At 65.5% G+C, this 23,160-nt stretch carries 23 protein-coding genes and 1 tRNA gene; 13 read left to right on the plus strand and 11 right to left on the minus strand.

Annotation, left to right across the window (positions count from 1 at the left end; all coding sequences use genetic code 11):
* Positions 1-573 precede the first annotated feature (573 nt).
* From AR323_RS07630 to AR323_RS07645, 4 genes are all read left to right on the plus strand, one after another.
* Positions 574-2,388 carry a tetratricopeptide repeat protein gene (locus AR323_RS07630; RefSeq protein ID WP_152980313.1) on the plus strand — a complete coding sequence of 605 codons (1,815 nt, stop codon included), beginning with the start codon at positions 574-576 and terminating at the stop codon, positions 2,386-2,388.
* Between the two features lie 164 nt (positions 2,389-2,552).
* Positions 2,553-2,999: a hypothetical protein gene (locus tag AR323_RS07635; protein WP_057883372.1), complete on the plus strand. Its 447-nt coding sequence runs from the start codon at positions 2,553-2,555 to the stop codon at positions 2,997-2,999.
* A gap of 85 nt (positions 3,000-3,084) precedes the next feature.
* A complete protein-coding gene (locus tag AR323_RS07640) occupies positions 3,085-3,453 on the plus strand; it encodes a SnoaL-like domain-containing protein (RefSeq protein WP_057883373.1) in 369 nt (122 codons plus the stop codon).
* Between the two features lie 153 nt (positions 3,454-3,606).
* Positions 3,607-4,902 (plus strand): MFS transporter, encoded by a 1,296-nt coding sequence (locus tag AR323_RS07645; protein WP_057883374.1) that lies wholly within the window; start codon positions 3,607-3,609, stop codon positions 4,900-4,902.
* 136 nt (positions 4,903-5,038) lie between these two features.
* Here the strand turns inward: AR323_RS07645 and AR323_RS07650 are convergent.
* Positions 5,039-5,131: transfer RNA gene (locus tag AR323_RS07650), tRNA-Ser, on the minus strand.
* A 184-nt stretch (positions 5,132-5,315) separates the two neighbouring features.
* Between AR323_RS07650 and AR323_RS07655 the strand changes: the two genes are divergently transcribed.
* The 3 genes from AR323_RS07655 to AR323_RS07665 all read left to right on the plus strand — a co-directional run bounded on the left by AR323_RS07655 (position 5,316) and on the right by AR323_RS07665 (position 7,946).
* Positions 5,316-6,116 carry a DUF1134 domain-containing protein gene (locus AR323_RS07655; protein ID WP_057883375.1) on the plus strand — a complete coding sequence of 267 codons (801 nt, stop codon included), beginning with the start codon at positions 5,316-5,318 and terminating at the stop codon, positions 6,114-6,116.
* Between the two features lie 86 nt (positions 6,117-6,202).
* On the plus strand, positions 6,203-7,378 hold the full coding sequence (locus tag AR323_RS07660; RefSeq protein ID WP_057883376.1) for an amino acid aminotransferase: 1,176 nt from the start codon (positions 6,203-6,205) through the stop codon (positions 7,376-7,378).
* Positions 7,379-7,391: 13 nt separating this feature from the next.
* Positions 7,392-7,946, plus strand: coding sequence for a GNAT family N-acetyltransferase (locus AR323_RS07665; RefSeq protein ID WP_057883377.1), 555 nt, complete (start codon positions 7,392-7,394; stop codon positions 7,944-7,946).
* Between the two features lie 119 nt (positions 7,947-8,065).
* On the opposite strand, the gene AR323_RS07670 is transcribed toward AR323_RS07665, so the two are convergent.
* The 4 genes from AR323_RS07670 to secB all read right to left on the minus strand — a co-directional run bounded on the left by AR323_RS07670 (position 8,066) and on the right by secB (position 12,125).
* Complete coding sequence (locus tag AR323_RS07670; RefSeq protein WP_057883378.1) at positions 8,066-8,788, minus strand: DUF4136 domain-containing protein; 723 nt, start codon at positions 8,786-8,788, stop codon at positions 8,066-8,068.
* Positions 8,789-8,937: 149 nt separating this feature from the next.
* Positions 8,938-9,951: a tryptophan--tRNA ligase gene (gene trpS, locus AR323_RS07675; protein ID WP_057883379.1), complete on the minus strand. Its 1,014-nt coding sequence runs from the start codon at positions 9,949-9,951 to the stop codon at positions 8,938-8,940.
* A gap of 35 nt (positions 9,952-9,986) precedes the next feature.
* Positions 9,987-11,552: a murein biosynthesis integral membrane protein MurJ gene (murJ, locus tag AR323_RS07680; RefSeq protein WP_057883380.1), complete on the minus strand. Its 1,566-nt coding sequence runs from the start codon at positions 11,550-11,552 to the stop codon at positions 9,987-9,989.
* A gap of 39 nt (positions 11,553-11,591) precedes the next feature.
* Positions 11,592-12,125, minus strand: coding sequence for a protein-export chaperone SecB (secB, locus tag AR323_RS07685; RefSeq protein ID WP_057883731.1), 534 nt, complete (start codon positions 12,123-12,125; stop codon positions 11,592-11,594).
* A gap of 213 nt (positions 12,126-12,338) precedes the next feature.
* On the opposite strand from secB, the gene AR323_RS07690 reads away from it, so the two are divergent.
* Genes AR323_RS07690 through AR323_RS07700 form a run of 3 tightly spaced genes read left to right on the plus strand, consistent with a single transcriptional unit; the run spans position 12,339 to position 14,796 of the window.
* Positions 12,339-12,989, plus strand: coding sequence for a Tim44/TimA family putative adaptor protein (locus AR323_RS07690; RefSeq protein WP_057883381.1), 651 nt, complete (start codon positions 12,339-12,341; stop codon positions 12,987-12,989).
* Positions 12,990-13,016: 27 nt separating this feature from the next.
* On the plus strand, positions 13,017-14,204 hold the full coding sequence (gene mltA / locus AR323_RS07695; RefSeq protein ID WP_057883382.1) for a murein transglycosylase A: 1,188 nt from the start codon (positions 13,017-13,019) through the stop codon (positions 14,202-14,204).
* Positions 14,205-14,214: 10 nt separating this feature from the next.
* Positions 14,215-14,796, plus strand: a complete 582-nt coding sequence (locus AR323_RS07700; RefSeq protein WP_057883383.1) for a Smr/MutS family protein — start codon at positions 14,215-14,217, stop codon at positions 14,794-14,796.
* Between the two features lie 24 nt (positions 14,797-14,820).
* Here the strand turns inward: AR323_RS07700 and AR323_RS07705 are convergent, their stop codons facing one another.
* From AR323_RS07705 to AR323_RS07730, 6 genes are all read right to left on the minus strand, one after another.
* Positions 14,821-15,555 (minus strand): transglutaminase-like cysteine peptidase, encoded by a 735-nt coding sequence (locus AR323_RS07705; RefSeq protein ID WP_161808725.1) that lies wholly within the window; start codon positions 15,553-15,555, stop codon positions 14,821-14,823.
* A 190-nt stretch (positions 15,556-15,745) separates the two neighbouring features.
* Positions 15,746-17,956: a catalase/peroxidase HPI gene (katG, locus tag AR323_RS07710; RefSeq protein WP_057883385.1), complete on the minus strand. Its 2,211-nt coding sequence runs from the start codon at positions 17,954-17,956 to the stop codon at positions 15,746-15,748.
* Positions 17,957-18,193: 237 nt separating this feature from the next.
* Positions 18,194-18,544: a hypothetical protein gene (locus AR323_RS07715; protein ID WP_057883386.1), complete on the minus strand. Its 351-nt coding sequence runs from the start codon at positions 18,542-18,544 to the stop codon at positions 18,194-18,196.
* Positions 18,545-18,595: 51 nt separating this feature from the next.
* The gene (aroC, locus tag AR323_RS07720) at positions 18,596-19,672 is read right to left on the minus strand and encodes a chorismate synthase (protein WP_057883387.1); all 1,077 of its coding nucleotides are present in this window, start codon (positions 19,670-19,672) and stop codon (positions 18,596-18,598) included.
* 119 nt (positions 19,673-19,791) lie between these two features.
* Entirely contained in the window at positions 19,792-20,097 is a 306-nt protein-coding gene (locus tag AR323_RS07725) for a hypothetical protein (protein WP_057883388.1), read from the minus strand.
* 69 nt (positions 20,098-20,166) lie between these two features.
* A complete protein-coding gene (locus AR323_RS07730; RefSeq protein WP_057883389.1) occupies positions 20,167-20,514 on the minus strand; it encodes a hypothetical protein in 348 nt (115 codons plus the stop codon).
* A 318-nt stretch (positions 20,515-20,832) separates the two neighbouring features.
* Here AR323_RS07730 and ruvA point away from each other — a divergent pair, with 318 nt between their 5' ends.
* From ruvA to ruvB, 3 genes are read left to right on the plus strand one after another with little or no spacing between them, the layout of a single operon-like run.
* Positions 20,833-21,429 carry a Holliday junction branch migration protein RuvA gene (gene ruvA, locus AR323_RS07735; protein ID WP_057883390.1) on the plus strand — a complete coding sequence of 199 codons (597 nt, stop codon included), beginning with the start codon at positions 20,833-20,835 and terminating at the stop codon, positions 21,427-21,429.
* Complete coding sequence (locus AR323_RS07740) at positions 21,426-21,887, plus strand: hypothetical protein (protein ID WP_057883391.1); 462 nt, start codon at positions 21,426-21,428, stop codon at positions 21,885-21,887. The genes ruvA and AR323_RS07740 overlap by 4 nt, the downstream gene beginning before the upstream one ends.
* Positions 21,884-22,918 carry a Holliday junction branch migration DNA helicase RuvB gene (gene ruvB, locus AR323_RS07745; RefSeq protein WP_057883392.1) on the plus strand — a complete coding sequence of 345 codons (1,035 nt, stop codon included), beginning with the start codon at positions 21,884-21,886 and terminating at the stop codon, positions 22,916-22,918. The genes AR323_RS07740 and ruvB overlap by 4 nt, the downstream gene beginning before the upstream one ends.
* The last annotated feature ends 242 nt before the right edge of the window (positions 22,919-23,160 follow it).

Genomic DNA, 23,160 nt, shown 5'->3' on the forward strand with positions numbered 1-23,160 from the left:
CCGACAAGCGATCGGAGGCTGCTATGTCAGTATAGCAAAAAGCGGATCTCTGACGAACGCGCGTCTCGGCGACGGGGTGGAACCGGGCCAAGTCGCTAATCGAGCAAGAGAATGCCGCTCGGCGGGGCAGAATGGCGTCAGCGAGAGCTGCCGCCCGAGGCGGGTTGCATCCCCCAATGCACCCATCGCGAACACTCGATTCAGCGTTTGTGGCGCCGCGCGGTTGGTTTAAACAGTCGATAACAGGGGGGTGGATCGACGATGAGGCAGGTCGAACCGGCTGAGGCTTTTCAACAGGCCCAAGGTTCCTGTTTTGCATCGCTATTCGGTCGGTTTCAGGTCAGCGCGGCAAACGGTCGTGAAATCGTCATTACAAACCGCAGGGCTCGAACACTCCTGGGAATGCTGTGTCTCGCCAGAAGCGAGGTGCTTGATCGCGACTTTCTCAGCAAGTTGCTGTGGCCCGGGCGGTTCGAGGCGCACGCCAAGGCCAGCTTGCGCCAATGCTTGCTGGAGCTTGGCAAGCTGCTTGCGCCTTTCGGAAGTGAAATGTTGGTCGTTACTCGAACAAGCGTGATGCTTCGCCCAGGCGCGATCACGACCGCTTTCGGGAGGCTGGAACAGGCGCTCGCGAATGACGACTTTGCGACAGCGACGGCACAGCTTTCCGCCATCGGTAACAAGCCGATCCTCGACCAAATGGAACTGGGGGACGGGTTCAACCAGTGGCTCGGTCGCCAGCGTGCCGATGCCGAGGCGCGACTGCAGGCCGGTGTCCAGAGCGCTCTCGCCGCACTGCTGCGCGAAGGTAATTCGGCTGGTCACGCTCAGCTCGTCGCGGCTTCGTCGCTGCGCAATCCGACAGTTGCCGGAAACCCGGCCCCTTCTGCGGCTACCGGGAAAGTGCGGCTTGCCGTTTTACCGTTCCAACGGATCGGCGAGGACGAAGGTCAAGCGTATTTCGCTGACGGGATGGTAGACGAACTGATCACTGCGATGGGCCAGGTGCCGCAACTGATCGTTTCCGGCCGCACATCGTCTTTTCATTTCCGGGACAGTCACCTGCCTCCGTCAGCGATCGCAGCCGAACTCGGGGTATCGCATCTTATCGAGGGATCGGTGGGGCGCCAGGGTAACCGGGTGCGGATCCATGCCCATTTGATTGCCGGCGATACCGGGATCGAGCTGTGGGGCGCACGTTTCGACGGCACGATGGACGATGTCTTCACGTTCCAGGAGCAGGTCGCACAGGCAATCACCGCGGCGATCGGCGACGCACTGAAAATCGCCTTGAAGCCACCCCTCTTGCGCGGATTGACGCAAAGCAAGGAGGCATACGACCTTTACTTGCAGGGCCGATCGCTATCGGTGCGGCCGTTTGGCGACGGCGCCCTCGACAAGGCTGTCGAGCTGCTCGAGCGGGCGGTGATCTTGGATCCGGATTTCGCAGAGGCCTGGCTGGTGATGGCCGAAGTGCACCAGCTGATTGCTATATACACGGCCTGCCTCGACCGCCCTGCGGCATCGGCGCGGATGGCGCAGTGCGTCGACAAGGCGCTGGCGATCAAGTCTGGGTTGGGACAAGCCTATTCGCTGCTGGGCCTCCATCAACTGTGCCAGAACGACTTCGTCGGTGCGCTGGACCTTGCATCCAAGGGATATGCGATGGAGCCGAACAACCCGCAGGTCGCTATGCGACTGGGCTCGTACCTCATGTTCTGCGGCCGCACCGCTGACGGAATGCGGTACATCGAAGAGGCGATATCGCAGGATCCGATCGATGGCCGCAAATACATGCTGCGGTGTGCCGGGCGGTTGAACCAAGGCGATATCGCTGCTGCGATCTCCGATGGTCAGCGCGCAGTCGACCTGGGCTTTCCATCGATCCATCTGGCGGTTGCGAGCGCCGCCGCGGGACGGCACGAAGCGGCCGTCGACCAATACCAGCAAACCCGGCTTCTGCTGAACAAATCCATATTCCCGCCCGTCGGCACCTCTCCGATGACGCCCGAAGTCATGGACGCCTACTGGCTCGTCGCGGCCAAGGGCGTATGCAGCGGAGTGGCCGAGGATCGCGAAGCCTACTGCCGCACGCTCGATTTCCTTCACCTGACCATGTACGACAACGCCGATTCCTCGATCACGCTGCCGGCCGTATTCATGGGCTACGCCGACCTGCTCTTCCGCACGCTGGGAGAGCGCATATCGCCTGCGAATATGGGTTGCCTGATGTCGATCTGGGCCGACGTCGATCCCATCCGCCAGATCTGGCAACACCCCGAATTCATCCCCTTCGCCCAGCGGATCGGCATGGCTGCAGCCTGGGACAAATATGGCTGGCCCGACGTGCTACCTCTACCCAGCAACGCGCCGGCCGCGGTGCATTGACGCGCTATTGACGCTTTATTGACGACGGGGCGGATTGACCCCTGACGCTACGGCATCGCACTATGGCGACCGGGGATCGCATACAATTCGAAGCATCTGGCAAAGTCGGACCATCCGACTTTTGACGGCGGCGAAGCCGTGCCTGCTTCGTGGGGAGATTGGCAATGAACAGGATCAAGACATTTGTGACCGGAGCCGCCCTTGCACTTGCTACGACCCTGGCAATGCCCGCGGCGGCACAGGAATCGAGCTACAAGCGCGGGACAGTCTGGGAAGTCGGCCGGATCGACGTGATGCCGGGTCAGTTCGAAAATTACATGGACTGGCTCGCTGGCCAGTGGAAGCAGGTGAACGAGCTGGCGAAGGCCGATGGAATCGTCGTCGACTATCACGTTCTGGCCAGCACCAATCCGCGCGCTGGCGAACCGGACGTGATTTTGATCATCGAATACAAGGATTATCAAACGACCGCGCAGCGGGAGGCGTTCAACAAGAAGGTTGGCGCGATGCTGCAACAGGACAATCGCAAGGCCGGCGCGGCCAGCGCTGAACGCGTCAAAATGCGCGAGCAGATGGGTTCGGTCCAATATCAGGAAATGATCCTGAAGTAGGCCAACGGCCCTGGGATCATGGCAGGCGGGGCACAGTCCCGCTCCGCCTGCCACATCCATCGGGGTTCGACAGCGGAGCGATGCCATGACGGCCATCGACGTGATCGCCGGCGATTTCACCGCGATGCTGCGCGCCGGTCGGTTCGAAGACGCGGGCGAGAAATACTGGGCGAGCGACGTGGTCAGCATCGAACCGGCCGATCTGCCCGGAGGTATTCGCGCAAGCGTCACCGGGATCGATGCCGCCCGGATCAAGTGCGATGCCCGGTTCGGCTCAGCGCTGGTCGACGAAATTGGGATCGATGGCCCCTTCGTCACCGGCGACCAGTTCGCGCTCTTTCTCGATCTCGTCACGCTCGACCCGCTGACCGGCGAGCGCCGATCCCTGACCGAAATCGCGCTCAACACCGTGCGAGACAACCTGATCGCAGAGGAAAGGCATTTCTATGACTGACCATCCTCACGTATGTTTGCGACGCGGTTGTGCCGGTCCGGCCATGGGGCGCGGCAAACAAGTCGCGAGCCGGTCCATGGTGATCTCATCCTTCGCCCTATCGCCCTCGCATCACAATGTTCGCGCGACCTTAGCTCTGACGAAGGCCGGACGATGACCGCGGGCACCGTCGTGTTACGCATGGCGCGTCCCAAGTCGCTCAGCGAGCATCGGATATTGCGCATCGTGACGCTGTTTCTGCTCTACGTGGCGCAGGGCCTCCCACTTGGCTTCATCAACTTTGCGCTTCCCGGCTGGCTGGCGCAAAATGGGGCTTCGGCGGGAGAGGTCGGCGCGGTGTTGGCGATGGCCAATCTGCCATGGACCTTCAAGCTCGCTTATGGCGTGGTCATGGATCGTTACGCTTTCCTCGCAATGGGGCGGCGGCGGCCCTGGATCATGCTGGGCCAGCTTGGGATGGTCGGGACCTTTATTGGAATGGCGATGATGAATCCCGGCGTCGCCGAAGTGGCGCTGGTCACATCCTTCGCGTTCGCGCTCGGCATGGGTTCGGCAATTCAAGACGTTGCGGTCGATGGGCTGGCCGCTGACATCCTCCCAGAGCATGAAATTGAGCGCGTCAACGGCGTGATGTTCGGCGGCCAGATGGCAGGTATCGCCGTTGGCACCGGTCTCGGCGGCACCTTGATCGCCTATCAGGGCATTCCCGTCGCCGCGCTGGCGTTGGCCGCCATTCTGGTTGCCATACTGGCGCTCGTCGTCACAGTTCGGGAACGCGCGGGCGAGCGCCTTCTCCCTTGGACGCCGGGTCAAGCCTCGCAGCGGAATCTCGACATCCATCTCGGTGCGCTGTGGCCGATCATCCGAGACTTATTCAAGGCCATGACGCAGCGGCAGATCATGCTTCTGATAATGGCTTTCTTGGTAGCGATGACGGCACCGGGCATTTTGAACGGGGTCAAACCTCTGTTCGCTGCCGGTGTGCTGGGCTGGGAGAAAGATACCTTCACCAGCTGGTCGAGCCAGGCGCAGTTGCTTGCCGGGCTGCCCGCCGCGCTGCTGTTCGGATTTGTGGCGGCGCGCTGGGGCGCGCGGAAGACTTTCATTATCGCTGCGGTGCTAACCGGGATGGCGTCGCTAGCGATGCTGGCGCTGCAAGCGCACTGGGCCGACCCGGCCGTTTTCATCGGTCTGATTTTTGTCACCGAGATCGTGCGCGCGCTGCGTCTCGTCGGCGGCGGTGCGCTGTCGATGCGCCTTTGCACCCCTGCCATCGCTGCGACGCAATTCGCGGTGTTCATGGCGGTGCTCAATCTGGGTACGGTGATTGGGGGTCTCGCGCTTGGCTGGCTTGATGGCATGGGCGGCATCTCGGCGATGCTCGCCGGTGCCGCGCTATGCAGCTTCGTCGGGGCTGCATTGGCTCTTACCGCCAAGGTGGGGCGCTAAAGTCATCGACCCTCCCGTGGATTCTGGGGAGGGGCGCCGGGTTCCTTTTGTTGCCGCGGCCTTCTTCGCCTCCACGCATTAGCCGCGGCCTCCCTGGCGGTCGCTGCGATCGTGTCGGACCAGCTGAGATTGGCGATGGCGGAGACGGAGGGATTCGAACCCTCGGTACCGGATTTACCAGTACGACGGTTTAGCAAACCGTTGGTTTCAGCCACTCACCCACGTCTCCAGGCCTGCGGCAGGCGGGCGCTATAGCGAGGGGGTGGAGGGGCGGCAAGGGGCCGAATGCAGCAAGTTGCGACTCGGCTCGTCGCAAATCGGATTCGGTTGGTCGCGCGTTCATTGCCGCTTCACCGGCAAAGGACTCTCTTGCGGGCTGGACGCATCCCGATAGCGGGAACGGAGGGATTTTCATGGCCTTGTTACAGGCAATCGCGCGCCGTGGCTGGTTGGCCGCTTTGGGCGCCGCCGCATTCGTCGCCGCGCCGAGCGTAGCGCAGATTCAGACGATCGACCCGAACGCGGGCATCGACGCCGATCTGGCGCAGCCGGCAGAAGCGCCAGGCGAGCCTGCCCCCTACGACAATTCGACGACCTACCAGGCGACCCCGCCCGCTGGTGCGCCCGCCGAAGTCGCTCCCGAATGGAGCGATCCGGTCGTGCCCAGCGCCAACGCCTCCACCGCCGCTTCGCAGGCTGCGGCGAACCCCACTGTGGCCGCGGTCCAAGGCGATACCTACAAGAAGGACGACCTGATCGGCGCGGCCGAGGGCGTCTTCGGCAAGGGTGCCGAGGGCCTCGCGCGGATGATCGAGGACCTGCTCTCCAAGCAGGGCGAGCCCAACGCCTACATTGTGGGGCGTGAGGCGGGCGGCGCGTTCGTCGTCGGCGCACGCTACGGATCGGGCACGCTGCACCACAAGGTGGAGGGCGAGCGTCCGGTTTACTGGACCGGTCCTTCGGTCGGTTTCGACGCGGGGGCGAACGCGAGCAACACGTTCGTCCTCGTCTACAATCTCCACGACAGCGAGGAACTGTACGAACGCTATCCTTCGGGCGAAGGCGCGGCCTATGCGATCGGCGGGCTCAACGCATCGTACATGCGAAAGGGCGACGTGGTCCTGATTCCCATTCGCGTCGGGGCGGGGCTGCGGCTCGGCGTCAACGCGGGCTACATGAAATTTTCGAAGAAGCAGCGCTGGCTCCCGTTTTGAGCCTTTAAGAAAAACTGCCCTTCGGTTCGCGGGGTCGCGGCGGCTTAGCTGTTGCGGCCCTTCGCGCATGGGCTAATGGGGCGGCCATGCTAGACCGTCTCGCTCCCCAGGCTCCCGATGCGCTGCTCGCGCTGATCAAGCTGCACCGCGACGATCCGCGGACCGACAAGATCGACCTCGGCGTGGGCGTCTATCGCACCGGCCAGGGCGACACCCCGGTGTTTGGCGCGATCAAGGCTGCGGAGGCCCGGCTGGTCGAGACGCAGGAGTCCAAGTCCTATCTCGGCCCCGAAGGAGACATGGGCTTCGTCGAGGCGCTGATGCCCTATGTGTTCGGCGCGAACCCCACGATGGGCGGGCGGATCGAAGGGATGCAGACCCCCGGCGGTACCGGCGCGGTGCGGCTTGCAACCGCGCTGGCCAAGGCGGCGGGCGTGCGCCGCGTACTGATGGGCACGCCGAGCTGGCCCAACCACGCGCAAATCCTCGCCGATCTCGACCTCGAGGTGGCCGCGTTCGACCACGCCAACGCCGACGGCACCGCGAACGTCGATGCCGTAATCGCCGCGATCGAGGGAGCGGACGCCACCGACGCGATCCTGCTCCACGGCTGCTGCCACAACCCGACCGGGATCGACTACACGCCCGACCAGTGGGATCGGATCGCCGCGGCGCTGGCTGCGGGCAAGGCATTGCCGATCATCGATGTGGCCTACCAGGGCCTCGGCCACGGAATGGACGAGGATGCCGCCGGCCTGCGCAAGGTCTTGGCCGCCGTCCCCGAAGCGTTGGTGGCCTACAGCTGCGACAAGAACTTCGGCCTCTACCGAGACCGGGTGGGGGCGTTCTACGTCATGGCGGCAGAGGGCAGCCAGTTGCCCGCGATCATGTCGAACGCCGCAGCGCTCGCGCGGGCTAACTGGTCGATGCCGCCCGATCACGGTGCCGCGGCGGTGCGGATCGTGCTGCGCGATTCGGCGCTTACCGCCCAGTGGCTCGACGAACTCGAAACGATGCGGACGCGGATGCGCCAGGTGCGCGAGCGCCTCGCCGAGGCCGGTACCGCGGGCACGATCGACCTCACGCCGCTCAGCAGACAGAATGGCCTGTTCTCCGTCCTGCCGCTGTCGAAGGAGCAGATCGCCGCGCTGCGCGCCGATCACGGGGTCTACATGGCGGGGTCTGGTCGCATCAACGTAGCCGGGCTGACGACGGCCAACATCGACCAGTTCGTGCGCGGGCTGGCCGAGGTTTCGGGCTGACGGTGTCGCCGTTTTGAACCGCCAGCCGGTCCTCGAAGGGGAGCGGCTTGTGCTGCGACCGCTGCGCGCTGAAGACTGGGATGCACTGTTCGCGGTCGCCGCCGATCCGCAGATCTGGGCGGGCCACCCGATGCACGATCGCTGGCAGGAGCAGGTCTTCCGTCTGTTCTTCGACGATGCGCTCGCCAACCGTGGCGCACTCGCCGTGATCGAAAAGACGAGCGGTGAGATCGTCGGATCGAGCCGATTCCAGGGCTACGATCCCGCCGACGGCGGCAGCGTGGAAATCGGCTGGACGTTTCTCGCCCGCCGCCTGTGGGGTACGGGCGCGAACGCCGAGATGAAGCGCCTCATGCTTACCCACGCCCTGGCATCGGTCGAGCGGGTCGTGTTCCGGGTCGGCGAGGACAACATCATCTCGCGCTCCGCGATGGAGAATATCGGCGCCCGGCTGACCAACGCGATCGATTTCACCGACACCCCGCGCGGGCCCGTCCGTCATGTCATGTACGAGATCGACCGGGCGAGCTTTGCGAGCGGGCTGCTGGTTAACTCCCCTTCGCGGTAACGCCGCCCCATTTTGGTAGGTCCGTCACGATCTTTCCAGGTCGATGGTCAGCCGAATACAAATTGGGCGGGCCGTGGCTTCCCACGACCCGCCCGCTCGATGTTCTCCCTGAGGGCGTGTCAGCGGCGCTGGTTGCGCTGGACCGGCATGTTCTCCGGCGCGACCGAGATGCGCTTGGTTTCTCCCGAACGGCCCGGGAAGTCGGTGAACATCGCCTCGACCAGGTTCGGCACCAGGTACTGCAACCGGTTCGAGGTCGACAGGGCTTCCGCCTTGCCTTCGAACAGGCGCTGGCCGGTGGCGCGGCTGTCGATCTTCAGCTCGATCCCGCTGGTGTAGACGGTGGTGACGTCCAGCCCGTTGTCGAAGAACGGGTCGTAGAAACCGTAGCTCCACGGATGGCCGTAGGCGCGGCCATAATAGCTCGGACCCCAATAACGGCGCGAATAGCCATAGCGGCTGTAGCCGAGCCGGCTGTAGCCGAACCAGGGATCGTAGAACGGATCGCGGAAACCGGTGCGGCGCACCCGCTCGCGGCCCTTGTCGATGCCGTAATCGAACCGGACCAGCAGGTCTGCGTTGTCGGGCGAAGCGGCCTGGGTGTAGCCGATCCGCGTCAGGTTGTTCTCGACGTAATCGGCATACTGCGCGAACTCGAGACCGCCGGCGAGCGACGGATCGTCGGCCACGACCGCAAAGGTCTGTCCCTGCGGCGCGGGCAGCGCGCTCTGGAAGCGTTGCACGTCGGCGTTGAACGGGGTGGCGCAGGCGCCCAGCGCGCCGAGAGCGAGCGGCGCGGCGATCAGCTTCAGCTTGCGCTGCCAATTTGTGAATGTGGACATCTGCGTAACCCTTCGAGTGGCGGGCGAATGCGCCCCTTGCACCGGCATCTTCCGACGCAAGCTGTCATCGTTGAGGCAGGGAGTAAAGGATTCGCGGTGAACCGAGTTTGAATGGCCGACTTAGCAAAGATTATGCCAGCCGCCTGGAATCACCGGACAAGACCGAGCGCGCGATAGGTGGCATCGAGCGTCGGCACGCCGATCTCGCGCGCCCTTGCGGCGCCGCGCGCGAGGATCGCGTCGAGCGCCTCGTGGTCTTCGAGCAGGTCGCGGAAGCGCGCCGAAATCGGCGCCAGCGTCTCGACCAGCAGCTCGCCCAGCGCGGGCTTGAACGCCCCGAAACCCTGTCCGCCGAACCGCGACAACACTGCGTCGGGGTTTTCGCCCGACAAGGCGCCGTAGATCGTGACGAGATTGAGCGCCTCGGGCCGACTCTCGAGCCCCGCCACTTCCGATGGCAGCGGCTCGGGGTCGGTCTTGGCCTTCTTGATCTTCTGCATGATCGTGTCGGCATCATCGGCCAGTTCGATCCGGCTCATCTCGGACGGGTCCGACTTGCTCATCTTCTTCGATCCGTCGCGCAGCGACATGATCCGCGCGGCATCGGGCGGAGTGATCGGTTCGGGCAGGGTGAAGACCGGCGCCTCTTCCGAAGCGAAGTCGTTGTTGAACTTCTGCGCGATGTCGCGCGCAAGTTCGAGGTGCTGCTTCTGGTCGTCGCCCACCGGGACGTGGGTCGCCTGATAGAGCAGGACGTCGGCAGCCTGCAGCACCGGGTAGGTGAACAGCGCGACCGATTGCCCTTCGCGGTTCTTGCCCGCCTTGTCCTTCCACTGGGTCATGCGGTTTAGCCAGCCCATCCGCGCCGTTCCGCCGAGCAGCCATTGCAGTTCGGCGTGCGCGGGAACCTGGGCCTGGTTGAACAGGACCGAACGGGCCGGATCGATGCCGCAGGCGACCAATGCTGCCGTCATCTCGAGCGTGGCGCGGCGCAGTTCATCGGGCGAATGCGGCATCGAGATTGCGTGGAGATCGGCCAGGAAGAACAGGCACTGGCCGTCTTCGGGAATTTGGTCCTGCATGCGAACCCAGTTGCGGATCGCACCCAGGTAATTGCCGAGGTGCAGGTTGCCGGTCGGCTGGATGCCGGACACGACCCGCATGGTTTGGGGGTGCATGGTGCTTGGGGGCATGACGATCAGGATGCCTTCTTGGTGAGGGTAGCGATGCGTTGGCGGTCGACCGCGCCGACCATCCACGCAACGCCGAAATATACGACGACCGATGCCGTGACGAGCACCAGAAGCGCGAACAGCCGCTCGATCACGCCGGCCGCGAAATATACGGTCAACAGGTCGCGGGCGTACCACATGGCCGCACCCATTGCTGCCGCGGCCACGAGCTGGCGGGCGATCCGCAGCACGAGCGCGCCGTGGATCCGGTAATATCCGCGATGGGCCAGTACGATGTAGAGATAGGCGACGTTGATCCACGCACCGATAACGCTCGCCGCTGCCACTCCCACCACGCCGAAGCGCTGGAGGAATGCCATGTTGAACGCGACGAAGACGGCGAGCGATATGAAGGCGGCATAGACCGGCGTTCGCGTGTCGGACCGCGCGTAGAAGTTCGGCACCAGCACCTTGACCAGTACGTATGCCGGAAGCCCGGCGACGAGCATCGCGAGCACGTCTCCCGTCCGCGCGGCGTCGGCAGCATCGAACCGGCCGCCCTGGAAAATCATCGTCACGAAGGGCGTCGCGCAGACGGCGAGCGCAACCGCGGCCGGGATGGTCAGCAGCATGGCGAGCTCGATCGCGTCGGACTGGATTCGGTCCGCCCCTTCGCGGTTCTTGGCTCCCACGAACTTCGACAGGGTCGGCAGGATCGCAGTCGACAGCGCGATGCCGATGATGCCGAGCGGCAGCTGGTTCAGCCGGTCGGCATAATTCATGTAGCTGACCGACCCGCTTTCGAGCTGGTTGAGGAAGTAAAGCTGGAGCAGGGTGTTGATCTGGTATGCGCCGCCGCCGATCGCCGCCGGCAGCGCGATGATGCCCAGCCGCTTCACCTCGGGCGTCAGGCGGGGCCACAGGAGTTTGGGCCGGAATCCCTCGACCCGCACCCAGACGTAGAGCCAGATCAGCTGCACCACACCCGCGGCGGTAACCGTGGCGGCTACGCCATAGGCGACCTGCTCGATGCTCGCGCCGTTGTCGATCGCCCGCTCGCCGACCAGCAAGGCTGCGATCAGCAGGATGTTCAGGATGATCGGAAAGCTGGCCCCCGGCGCGAACCGGCTCACCGAGTTGAGCATGCCGGTGAACAGCGTCACCAGGCTGATCACCACGATGTACGGGAACATGATCCGCGCGAAATCGACCCCGAGGTCGAACTCCGTCGGATCGACCGGCTTGTCCGACAGCAGCCAGATCACTCCGGGCATCGCCAGCTCGACGATCGCGCACAACGCGATGAGGATCGGCAGGAACACGCTGAGCACGTCGTCGGAGAAACTGCGCGCGCTTTCCAGCCCGCCCTCGCCGTGGAGACGCTTGGAAAACATCGGCACGAACGCCGCCGAGAACGCCCCTTCCGCGAACAGGCGGCGGAACACGTTCGGGATGATGAACCCCTGGAACCACGCGTCGGTGACCGCATTGGCGCCCAGCACGCGGCTGAAGATCATCTCGCGCGCCATTCCGGCGACGCGGCTGACCATCGTCAGCCCGCCGATCGTCCCGACGTGTCGGAGCAGGCTCATCGCCTCATGCCCAGGGCCTCAGCCGAGGCGGGTGAGGCCTCAGGCTTCGCCAGCCGGCACTTGCCCGGCAGCCGCAGCCTCTTCCTCGGCGCGTCGCTGGAGTTGCGACAGGTAAAGACCGTTGAAGTCGATCGGGTCGATCATCATCGGCTGGAAACCCAGGTCGCGCGTCGCATCGGCCACCACGCGGCGGGCGAAGGGGAACAGGATGCGCGGCGCTTCGGCATAAAGGAACGCGTGGGCGTGCTCGTCGGGCATGTTGCGCATGCCGACGAGGCCGCAATATGCGAGCTCGACCAGGTACAGGTCGCCCTCTTCGGCTTTCGCGGTCAGCTTGATCTTCAGTTCGACTTCGCTGACTTCGTCGCTCACCGTCTCGGCGGCGATGTTGAACTGCAGGTCGATGTTGGGAGCACCCTGCCATTGGAAACAGGCCGGTGCGTTGGGGTTCTCGACCGACAGGTCCTTGACGTACTGCGAGATGATGCCCGCGACCGGCTGGTTGTCGGCGCCGTTGCCCGCGCTTGCGGGGTCCATGTTGAGGTCGGTGAGAACGTCGCCTTCGTCGGCCATGATGATCGGGTATCCTGCTGGTTGGCGCGCGCCGTCGCGGTGCGCGGAATCGGAGGCGCGCCTAGCACCGTGCGCGACCTGCCGCAACGCTGCACCCGAATGGCGGCTTCGCGCGTTGTTCGTTTGTATTTCGTGCCTATCTAGGGCACGGTTGTTTGACTGGCGGGCGGCGGATATCGCGCCGATCCGGCCAAAGCGGAAACGGACTGAAACGTGATACTCCAGATCGTCATTCTCGCCATGATCGCGGCGTTCCTGGGGCTGCGCCTCTACTCGGTGCTCGGCCGCCGTGCGGAGCACGAGGAGCAGCCCGAGCCGACCCGGTTCGAGTCTCCCGAACTGCCGCCCGCAGGCGCGGGACAGCTTCGTCCGGCCCAGCCGGCTCGCCCTGCGGCGCTCGAAGGCGCGCTCCCGGCTGTGGAGCGCGGCGTGCGCGACATCGCCGCGGCCGACAAGCGGTTCGACGTGTCGGGCTTCGTCGAGGGCGCCAAGGGCGCATACGGCATGATCCTGGAAGCGTTCTGGGCGGGCGACCGCGAGACGCTGCGCGAACTGTGCGACGACGACGTCTATGCCGGTTTCGAGGGTGCTATTTCCGCGCGCGAGGCTGCGGGCGAGACACTCGACAATCGCCTCGTGCGGATCGAGGATGCGACGATCGACATGGCCGAACTGGTCGGCCCGATCGCCCGCGTTCGCATGCGGTTCATCGCCGACATCGCCGCCGTCACGCGCGACAAGGACGGCACCGTAGTCGCCGGCTCGCTCGACGATGCGATCGAGGCGCGCGATCTTTGGACCTTCAAGCGCGACGTGCGCGAGGCCGATCCGCACTGGCTGCTCGACGAGACCGACGAAGCCTAATTTTTCACTGTAGTCGGAGGATTTGGGATGCGGTTGAGGCTTGCGGCGTCGATCGCATTGACGACCCTTGCGCTCGGCGCCTGCCGAATGGTTCCCGAAACTGCCGCACCGCCGGTGACCGCGCCTCCTGCGCCGGTCGCTGCAAATGCCTTGTCCGCCGGACTCGTGCCGGGCCCGACGATCGCCTCGCTCGGCATCGGCGCATCGGACGCGTCCGGCGCGCTGGCCAGTTTCCGCGAGTCCTGCCCTAAGCTGCTCTCGCGCGACGATGCCAGTGGATTGACCAGCGGTAGCCATTGGGAGCCTGCCTGCACCGCGGCGGCCATGTGGGGTCAGGGTAGCGCGCTGGCGTTCTTCGACCGCTATTTCGAAACCGCGCAAGTCGGCGAAGGCACGGCGTTCGCAACCGGGTATTACGAACCTGAGATCGCGGGCAGCCGCACACGGCGTCCCGGCTTCGACGCCCCGGTCTATAGCCTGCCACCCGAACTTGAACGCGGTTGGCCCGACGAGGTGCCGGAAGGCGAGCGTACGGGGCGACCTCCGCTCGGCCGCCGCGATGCATCGGGCAAGTTCGTGCCCTTTTACGAACGGTCCGAGATCGAGGCGGGCGCACTCGCCAATCGCGGACTGGAAATCGCCTGGGCCGCGGACCCGGTGGAATTCTTCTTCCTACAGATCCAGGGCTCAGGCCGGTTGCGCGATCCGGAAGGCCGCGTGGTGCGGATCGGCTATGCCGGCCAGAACGGTCGCGAGTACGTCGGCATCGGCAAGCTGCTGCGCGATCGCGGACTGATCGGCGAGGGCACAGGTTATGCCACGTCTATGCAGGGCCTGATGGCCTTCCTGCGCGACCAGCCGGACGGCGGTGCCGCGGTGATGAACGAGAACAAGAGCTGGATCTTCTTCCGCGAACTGACCGGCGACGGACCGCTGGGTGCGCTCGGCGTGCCGGTACGGCGCGAGCATTCCGTCGCCGCCGACCCGGCGTTCGTGCCACTGGGCGCACCCGTCTGGCTCGATCTCGACCGGAGCGAGGCCGACGGCATGTGGATCGCGCAGGACACCGGGGGAGCGATCAAGGGGGCCAACCGCTTCGACACTTTCTGGGGTGCAGGAGAAGACGCGCGCACAATTGCCGGCGGCATGAGCGCGCGTGGTAAGGCCCTGCTTTTCCTCCCCAAGGGGACGGTCGCACGCATCAATTCGCGATGAGGCCGGTGCGATGAAGCCGCCGCGCGGGCTCAGTGCCGAAGAGGCGGAAGCCTGGGCGAAGGTGGCCGCGACGGTCGCGCCCCTCGTTCGGCGTGCGGATGCCGTGGAGAGGCTCGCCGCGAAGCCGTCCGCTGCCGCGGCGCCAGCGGAGAAGGTCGCGGACAAGCCTCCCGCCAGGAAACCGTCGGCACCCGATCGCCCCGCTCAGCGCAAGGCCCTTCCACCCCCTTCGGCGCCTAGGCCTGATCCCGGGCTCGATTCGCATTGGGACCGGCGTTTTCGCGCTGGTTCGATCGACCCGGACTTCACGCTCGACCTGCATGGGCATACGCTCGACACAGCACACACGCGCCTGATGGATGGCCTCTCGCAGGCGCGTGCGCTCGGCGCGCGGGTCGTGCTGCTCATTGCAGGCAAGTCGCGGCCCGTGGAGCACGCCGACCGGGGCGAGCGGCGCGGCGCGATCCGGGCCAAGGTGCTCGACTGGCTCGCATCCTCGAGCCACGCCCCGGCCATCGCCGCGATCCGCAAGGCGCATATTCGCCACGGCGGGGAGGGCGCCCTCTACATCGTGTTGAGGCGAGGACGCTGATCGCGACTGCTCGCGAGCCCGGGTTCAGCCCAGGCGTCGTCCGTAAGTCCAGGCGAATTGCCCCGAGAAGCTGAGGATCGGCGTGTAGTCCGATATCGCTTCCGCCGGCAGGACCTTGTCGGTGCGATTGTCCAGCACGACGAGGCGGCCGCCCCGGTTGACGACGAGAACTGCGTGCTCGGCTTGCCGCTGGTCGCGCAGCAGGACGAGATACATATCGTCGGGTGAGACGCCGAGGGCCAGCAGCAGGCCCATCTTGGCCATCGCGAAATCCTCGCAGTCGCCGAAACCGCGGCGCAGGGTCTCGGGCGCGGACGCCCATTCGTCGCCCGCAGCATCGTCGCGGAAGCGAACGTGCCAGTTGACCCACTGGTTCACCATGCCGATCATATCGCCCGATTGCAGGCGGCTCGCTTCCGACAAAAGCTCGTCCCAAGGGCCTCGATGCTCGGCCACCTCACCCAGCCGGGCCAGCTCCCATTTCTGTCTTGGTGCCGTGTCGCCGACCGGCAGAGCGACCATGCGGAACAGGCTGGGGGCGGGTGGCCTAATTGGAGGAGGCGGGGGAGCGGGCTCTGCGCAAGCCGCCTGATCCGGATCGGGTGGAAGCGTGAAAGCTGCCCCGGTCGTTGGCATCACGAATGCTTCGGGTTCGGCCGGGCAGGCCTCACTGCCGATGCGGGCGACATCGTCCTGCGGCAGCAGCGGGGCCGGCGCCGCGAGAAGCGCGATGGCCGCCAGCGACGGTCTCCAGCCCACGAACGCTATCCCCTTCTCGATCCCGATCCGGCGACGAGGATGCCTCCATCGCCGCTTGCGGGCAATCGAGGCGCCAGCGGCTCGACTCGATTGCGCCACCGCGCACCGCATTGGGCGTCATCTGCACGCCAACGAAAAGGGCCCCCGGCGTTGCCGCCGGAGGCCCCTTTGCGAACCCGGTCGGGCCGGATCAGTGGTACTTGGCGTAGCTCAGGTCGAACCGGTCGGCGTTCATCACCTTGGTCCAGGCCTTGACGAAGTCCTTCACGAACTTCTCTTCGTGACCCGTCTCCGCATAGACCTCGCCCACGGCGCGCAGCTCGGAATTGGAACCGAAGATCAGGTCGGCACGGGTAGCGTTCCACTTGGTGCCGCCGTCCTTGCGGTCGACTGCGACATACTCTTCGCCGTTCGATCCCTCGCTCTCGCTCCAGACGTTGGTCATGTCGTAGAGGTTAACGAAGAAGTCGTTGGTCAGCTGGCCGGACCGCTTGGTGAAGTGGCCGTGGCCGCGCTCGCCGTGGTTGGCGCCGAGCACGCGCAGACCGCCCACCAGCACGACCATCTCGGGCACCGAGAGACCGAGCAGGCTGGCCCGATCGAGCATCATTTCCTCGGTCTTCACAGCCAGCTTCTTCTTGCCGACGTAGTTGCGGAAGGCATCGGCTTCGGGCTCCATCACCGCGAAGCTGTCGGCGTCGGTCTGGTCCTGCGTCGCGTCGCCGCGGCCACCGGTGAAGGGCACCGGTACGCTGAAGCCAGCATCCTTGATCGCCTTTTCCAGGCCGACTACGCCGCCCAGCACGATCGCATCGGCCAGGCTCATCGAACCGCGCAGGCCGTTGAGCGTGTCGATCACCTTTGCGAGCATTTCCGGCTCGTTGACTTCCCAGTCCTTCTGCGGGGTGAGCGCCACGCGCGCACCGTTGGCACCGCCGCGGTGGTCGGACTTGCGATAGGTCGAGGCCGAGGCCCAGGCGGTCTTGATCAACTGGCTGACCGTCAGGCCGCTGTCGGCGATCTTCGCCTTCACCGCAGCGACGTCCGCCTCCGAAGGCGTGGTGCCGGCAGGGATCGGGTCCTGCCAGATCAGGTCTTCGGCGGGGACTTCGGGTCCGAGGTAGCGGACCTTGGGCCCCATGTCGCGGTGCGTCAGCTTGAACCAAGCGCGCGCGAAGGCATTCTTGAACGCCTCGTGATCGTTGCGGAACTTCTCGGAGATCGCGCGGAATTCGGGGTCCATCTTCAGCGCCATGTCGGCGGTGGTCATCATGGTCGGGACCTTCTTGTTCGGGTCCCATGCCGCCGGCGCCATGTCTTCGGGCTTCTGGTTGATCGGCTGCCACTGCTGCGCACCGGCGGGCGAGTGAACCAACTCGTACTCGTAGTCGAGCAGCAGGCGGAAGTAGTTCTCGCTCCATTCGGTGGGCGTGTTGACCCACGAACCTTCGATGCCGCTGGTCACGGTATGCTCGCCGTGCCCGCTTTCGTTCTGGCTGACCCAGCCGAAGCCCTGTGCGACGAGGTCGCCGCCGGCCGGGGCCGCGCCCAGCTTCGACGGATCACCGTTGCCGTGCGCCTTGCCGAAGGTGTGGCCGCCGGCAGTGAGCGCGACGGTTTCTTCCGAATTCATCGCCATCCGCTCGAACGTGGCGCGCATGTCGCGCGCGGACTGCAGCGGATCAGGGTTGCCACCCGGCCCTTCAGGGTTGACGTAGATGAGGCCCATCTGGATCGCCGCGAGCGGACCTTCCAGTTCGTGCATCCCATGCTCGGGCGCGATGCGGGTCTGCACGCCTTCGTTGACCCACTTGTCCTCGCTGCCCCAGTAGATGTCGCGCTCGGGTTCGAACACGTCGGCACGGCCGCCGCCGAAGCCGAACACCGGTCCGCCCATGTCCTCGATCGCGACATTGCCGGCGAGGATGAACAGGTCGGCCCAGCTGATGTGCTTGCCGTACTTCTGCTTGATCGGCCACAGCAGGCGGCGCGCCTTGTCGAGGTTGCCGTTATCGGGCCAGCTATCGAGAGGGGCAAAACGCTGCTGTCCGCTATTGGCGCCGCCGCGGCCGTCCGCCGTGCGATAGGTGCCCGCCGCGTGCCAGGCCATGCGGATGAAGAACGGGCCGTAGTGGCCATAGTCCGCCGGCCACCACGGCTGGCTGTCGGTCATCAGCGCCTTCAGGTCGGCCTTAAGCGCATTGTAGTCGAGCGCGTTGAAAGCTTCGGCATAGTCGAAATCGTCGCCCATCGGGTTCGACGGGCCGTTGGGGTTGAGGATCTCGGTCGCCAGCATTTCCGGCCACCAGTCCTTGTTGGTGCGGCCGAGCAGCCCGCGCACGCCGCCGTCGCCGTGTCCCATGGGGCAACCGCCCTCGATCGATCCAGTCTTGGCGTCCATTGTCGGCTCTCCTGACATATGTTGAATGCGCGCGACTCATGCCGCGCGGAAATGATGGCTGCACCCTAGCAAGCGGCGCGCTGCACGGGAAACGCGATCATCCGATAAGGTTGAGCGAATAAATCAATCACGCGTGATTGAGTGAGCCGGTCGATTAAAGCGTAAGCGCCGATCGGCCTCTCTGGCGACGACAAAGGACCGGGCGGGATCGTCCCCAGCAGCCATGCCCAACGTTGGCTACCGACTCGCGATCAACCGCCATTTGCCATTGGATTGTTTCAATAAAAATGCGCCGCTTTGCAGCAAGAAGCCGCCTTTCAGGTATTCGATACGAAGCCGGCAGCCCGTCCGATCCGCACGCAGGAACCGATACAGCGGCAGGTTCGGGTGCAGCATCACGTCCGAGCGTTGGTAGGGCGCGCCCTTCTCGGCCATCCGCACCTTCAGCGCAGCCATTGCGTCCGCAGGCAGATCGGCCATCCGCGCATAGGTCTGACGCTCCTTCAGCGCGCACTCGCTCGCAGCCGAGAGGCCGCTTGCGGCGACCATGACAATCGCGGCCAATCCCAAGGTGGCGAAACGCAGCATGGGACCATTCTACGCCAATATCATTGGTCCGCAAAGCTTTAGCCCGGGGTGCTAGCGCTCCGGGCCGCACTGCGCGCGGTGCAGCAGTTTGTGGTCCGCCAAGACCAGCGCCATCATCGCGGCGACGACCGGCGTGCCGCGGATGCCGACGCACGGGTCGTGGCGGCCCTTGGTGCGGATCTCGGCGGCGTTGCCGTCGCGGTCGATCGTCTCGACCGGGGTGAGGATCGAACTGGTCGGCTTGAACGCCACGCGCACCGCCACCGGCTGGCCGGTGGAGATACCGCCGGCGATGCCGCCCGCATGGTTCGCCTCGAATATTGGTCCATCGCCGCCGGGACGCATCGCGTCCGCGTTCTGCTCGCCGGTCAGCCGCGCGGCGGCGAAACCATCGCCGATCTCGACCGCCTTGACCGCGTTGATCCCCATCATCGCGCCCGCCAGGTCGGCATCGAGCTTGGCATAGATCGGCGCACCCCAGCCGGCGGGCACGCCGTGCGCCACGCATTCGACCACCGCGCCGAGCGATGACCCGGCCAGCCGCGCCTCATCGACCGCCTTGACCCAGCGTTCGGCGGCTGCGCGGTCGGGGCACCAGAACGGGTTGTTGCCGATCTCGCCTGCGTCGAAGCTCGCACGGTCGATGCCGTCGCCGCCGATTTCCACCACGTAGGCATCGATCCGGACATCGGGGATGACCAGCCGCGCGACAGCACCCGCCGCAACCCGCGCGGCCGTCTCGCGCGCCGAACTGCGCCCGCCGCCGCGATAATCGCGAAAGCCGTACTTGGCGTCATAGGCATAGTCGGCATGGCCGGGGCGATAGGCTTTGGCGACTTCGGAATAGTCCTTCGACCGCTGGTCGACGTTCTCGATCATCAGGCTGATCGGGGTGCCGGTCGTTTTCCCCTCGAACACGCCGGATAGCACGCGGACCGCATCGGGCTCCTGCCGCTGGGTGGTGAACTTGTTCTGCCCGGGGCGCCGCGCATCGAGCCAGGGCTGGATATCCGCCTCGCTCAGGGCCAGTCCGGGAGGACAGCCGTCCACGATCGCACCCAGCGCCGGCCCGTGGCTTTCGCCCCAGGTGGTCATGCGCAATACGCGCCCGAAGGTGTTCCAGCTCATGCCGCAACCGGATGCCGCAACTGCGGTCCCAAGTCCATTGGCGGCTGCTAAGGCGGGAGAAAGCCGTGCTTGGCCGCCAAAGGCGGAGGGGCAACACCAGGCCGCCCCTCCGCCGTCGGTCAGAAAGCGCGGGCGAGCAGCATATAGGCGAACGCCAGGCCAACGATCGCGATGATCGCGCCCGTGACAAGATCGCGCGCCGTGAACCGATCGATGTGGTCGTCGCGGAATGCCCGGTATCCGGTTGCAATGGCTTCCTTGCCCGCCATGCTGGCTACGTCGAACGCGCTCGCTTCCTTGTGGAACCAGAGCTTGAGATCGTCGATCTCGGCCGCGGTGAGGTCGGGATAACGGGCCAGCATGGCCTCGACGGCATCGAAACGGTCGCCGCCGATCGCGGCGACGCCCTGTGGGGTATCGGTCATGGTTTTCAGTCCTGTGATGTCGAAAATGCGTTCGCGCCCACCGGAGCGGGGACGCGCGGGGTGTCGAAATCAGGACTGCAGGGGAGGCGCGCGGGGACTGGGCCCGCTGCGCAACGGCTCGGGGCGAAGGGGAGGGCCGGTCTGGGGATGCGCCCGCCAGGCGCTCTGGAGCGCGGGCTGGACCGGCGCGAAAATCGGGATGACGGCCGGGTGATGCGGCTCGGGAGCCGGATCGAGCGCGACCTCGTTTGCCGCCACCTCCCTCGCGGCCAGCGCAACGTCGATCGTGCTCGCGCTGAACGCGGAGCCTTGGGTCGGCCGTTCGGGCAGGGAATGAACCGGGATCGCCTGCAGCCCGATGACCGCGAGCATCGCAGCCGCCCACAGGCGCAGGGACAGGAACAGGTGGCGGTCCATCGCGCCCAGATAGGTCGCTTGGCCGGATGCGGCAACCGAACGCGCATTTTCCTACTTGCCGATCGGCTGGCATGGTCGGCGCGATGAACCGCCCTGCTTCTCTCGCACCGACCTGCGCCAAGGCGACACCGGCCCCGCTCAAGGCGACGCGAAATCGCGCAAGGTTACGCCATCGCGCGCAAGGTGACACGTTTCCCCTGGACAGTGTGACAAGCGTGACATGCCCTCGGCGAACGAGCCTGCGGATGACGCGTCGGCAATGCTGGCCAAACGCGCACGCGTCGGGCAGGAACAAAGCATGATTGCGAACCCCGCCCCATGATCGCCAAGCTCAAGGGCATTCTCGACGAAACCGGCGCCGACTGGGCGGTGATCGACGTCGCGGGGGTGGGCTATCTTGTTCACTGCTCCTCGAAGACGCTCGCCGCGCTGGGCGAGACGGGCGAGGGCTGCACACTTTACACGGACTTGCAGGTGAGCGAGAACGACATGCGCCTGCTCGGGTTCGCATCGGGCACCGAACGCGACTGGTTCCGCCTGCTGACGCAGGTGCAGGGGGTGGGCAGCAAGGTCGCGCTGGCGATCCTCTCCGCCCTATCGCCCGACGAACTCCAACGCGCGTGCGCCGCGCAGGACGCCGCGACCGTCGCCCGCGCGCAGGGCGTGGGGCCCAAGCTGGCGAGTCGCATCGTCAACGAACTGAAGGACAAAGCCGGCGCGCTGCCCGCCGGTCCGGGCATGGCTCCCGCGCTGCCCAGGGGCGGGGCGAGTGCCGACGCGGTCAGCGCGCTTCAGAACCTCGGGTTCAAGCCGGCGGTTGCCGCACAGGCCGTGACGCGTGCGATCGAGGAACTGGGCGAGGGAGCGGGCGAGGGGGACCTTATCCGCGTGGCGCTGAAGAGGGCGGCGGGGTGACTGATCAGGTCTCGAAGATGATGGAATTTGTTGCCAGTTGTGGGGACGCGAAAAAGCTGCGGCAAATTGCTGAAAATGCCGACATTCGTGGTGTTCCGGATTTGGCGAGAGCCGCTCGATTGAAGCTCTACAGTATTCTTCCAGGGGAAGACCCCGGCACATTGGAATTCGCCGTTTGGCAGTCCATTTTTGCGTTGGAAGATGTTCTGAAACAAGAACGCGGGAAAACGATTATGCTTTCTCGCACTCGCCAGAAAATCGGTCGGCAAGGTGTTCAAAAATGTGTTTCCGACCTGATTTTGGGCTCGGCTTCCGAAGGGTTCAAAATGCTTCACGATAGAGCATTGCTGGATCTCTCGTTCGAAGCGGTCGCCCTGAAACATCCCGATAGATTTGACGACATTGTGCTGGATGCAGCGCGCATACGGCTGGCAGAGGTGGGTTACTCTGTCCCATGACCGACAATCCCGACCTCACCCCCAAGCGCCTGCCCGACGACCCGGACGCCGCGCTGCGTCCGAAGTCGCTCGGTGAGTTCGTCGGCCAGGAGGCGGCGCGGGAGAACCTGCGGGTGTTCGTCGATGCGGCGAAAGCGCGTGGCGAGGCGATGGACCACGTGCTGTTCTTCGGGCCGCCCGGCCTCGGCAAGACCACGCTGGCGCAGATCGTCGCGCGCGAACTGGGGGTGGGGTTCCGCGCAACATCCGGCCCGGTGATCGCCAAGGCGGGCGATCTTGCCGCGCTGCTCACCAACCTCGAAGCCAACGACGTGCTGTTCATCGACGAGATTCACCGGCTCAATCCGGTGGTCGAGGAAGTGCTCTATCCGGCGATGGAGGACCGCGCGCTCGACCTCATCATCGGCGAGGGACCCTCGGCGCGCAGCGTGCGGATCGACCTGCCGCCGTTCACCCTGATCGGCGCGACCACGCGGCAGGGGCTGCTGACGACGCCCTTGCGCGACCGGTTCGGGATTCCGGTGCGGCTGAGCTTTTACACCGTCGAGGAACTGGAACGCGTAGTCACCCGCGGGGCGGGATTGCTGGGGCTGGCGCTGGGGCCGGGCGGTGCGCGCGAGATTGCCCGCCGTTCGCGCGGCACGCCCCGCGTCGCCGGGCGATTGCTGCGCCGGGTCCGCGACTTCGCGCACGTCGGCGGCGACGGTCCGGTCACGGCGAGCGTGGCCGATGCCGCGCTGACCCGGCTCGAGATCGACAACCTCGGTCTCGACGCGATGGACCGGCGGTACCTGCGGATGATTGCGGGCATCTACAAGGGCGGGCCGGTGGGGGTCGAGACGCTCGCCGCGGGCCTCTCCGAACCGCGCGACACGATCGAGGAAGTGATCGAGCCTTACCTGATTCAGCTGGGGCTGGTCGCCCGCACCGCGCGCGGGCGCTGTCTCAACGATGCGGGCTGGACCCACCTGGACATGCGACCGCCTCCCGCCTCGACCGGCCAGAACGGATTGTTCGATCAGGCAAAATAGCGATTCGCGGCTAACGCCGGGTCGTGGTTGGCAGACCTCGAATTGCGCTTGAACGTTAGGCCGGGTTAGCCAACCGGTGCCGTATTGGCACAGACAGGCCCGATACCCGACCAACGTATCGGAAATCAGCGTCTTAGCGGCGCATGGCATGGTTAATTTGATTGCCGCCGCCGCGACACTCCCGTTTCCTCGGATGACAGGGGCACGTTTCGACCGGACCCGCCGGCGGACGACCCGACGAA

Source organism: Tsuneonella troitsensis, from assembly GCF_001441535.1.
In the GTDB taxonomy this organism is placed as follows: Bacteria; Pseudomonadota; Alphaproteobacteria; order Sphingomonadales; family Sphingomonadaceae; genus Tsuneonella; species Tsuneonella troitsensis.

Excerpts from the sequence above, each read along its gene's own strand:
- AR323_RS07635 (WP_057883372.1), top strand. The coding sequence starts at position 2,553 with ATGAACAGGATCAAGACATTTGTGACCGGAGCCGCCCTTGCACTTGCT.
- AR323_RS07640 (WP_057883373.1), top strand. The coding sequence starts at position 3,085 with ATGACGGCCATCGACGTGATCGCCGGCGATTTCACCGCGATGCTGCGC.
- AR323_RS07645 (WP_057883374.1), top strand. The coding sequence starts at position 3,607 with ATGACCGCGGGCACCGTCGTGTTACGCATGGCGCGTCCCAAGTCGCTC.
- AR323_RS07655 (WP_057883375.1), top strand. The coding sequence starts at position 5,316 with ATGGCCTTGTTACAGGCAATCGCGCGCCGTGGCTGGTTGGCCGCTTTG.
- AR323_RS07660 (WP_057883376.1), top strand. The coding sequence starts at position 6,203 with ATGCTAGACCGTCTCGCTCCCCAGGCTCCCGATGCGCTGCTCGCGCTG.
- AR323_RS07670 (WP_057883378.1), bottom strand. The coding sequence starts at position 8,788 with ATGTCCACATTCACAAATTGGCAGCGCAAGCTGAAGCTGATCGCCGCG.
- trpS (WP_057883379.1), bottom strand. The coding sequence starts at position 9,951 with ATGCGGGTCGTGTCCGGCATCCAGCCGACCGGCAACCTGCACCTCGGC.
- murJ (WP_057883380.1), bottom strand. The coding sequence starts at position 11,552 with ATGAGCCTGCTCCGACACGTCGGGACGATCGGCGGGCTGACGATGGTC.
- secB (WP_057883731.1), bottom strand. The coding sequence starts at position 12,125 with ATGGCCGACGAAGGCGACGTTCTCACCGACCTCAACATGGACCCCGCA.
- mltA (WP_057883382.1), top strand. The coding sequence starts at position 13,017 with ATGCGGTTGAGGCTTGCGGCGTCGATCGCATTGACGACCCTTGCGCTC.
- AR323_RS07700 (WP_057883383.1), top strand. The coding sequence starts at position 14,215 with ATGAAGCCGCCGCGCGGGCTCAGTGCCGAAGAGGCGGAAGCCTGGGCG.
- katG (WP_057883385.1), bottom strand. The coding sequence starts at position 17,956 with ATGGACGCCAAGACTGGATCGATCGAGGGCGGTTGCCCCATGGGACAC.
- AR323_RS07715 (WP_057883386.1), bottom strand. The coding sequence starts at position 18,544 with ATGCTGCGTTTCGCCACCTTGGGATTGGCCGCGATTGTCATGGTCGCC.
- aroC (WP_057883387.1), bottom strand. The coding sequence starts at position 19,672 with ATGAGCTGGAACACCTTCGGGCGCGTATTGCGCATGACCACCTGGGGC.
- AR323_RS07725 (WP_057883388.1), bottom strand. The coding sequence starts at position 20,097 with ATGACCGATACCCCACAGGGCGTCGCCGCGATCGGCGGCGACCGTTTC.
- AR323_RS07730 (WP_057883389.1), bottom strand. The coding sequence starts at position 20,514 with ATGGACCGCCACCTGTTCCTGTCCCTGCGCCTGTGGGCGGCTGCGATG.
- ruvA (WP_057883390.1), top strand. The coding sequence starts at position 20,833 with ATGATCGCCAAGCTCAAGGGCATTCTCGACGAAACCGGCGCCGACTGG.
- ruvB (WP_057883392.1), top strand. The coding sequence starts at position 21,884 with ATGACCGACAATCCCGACCTCACCCCCAAGCGCCTGCCCGACGACCCG.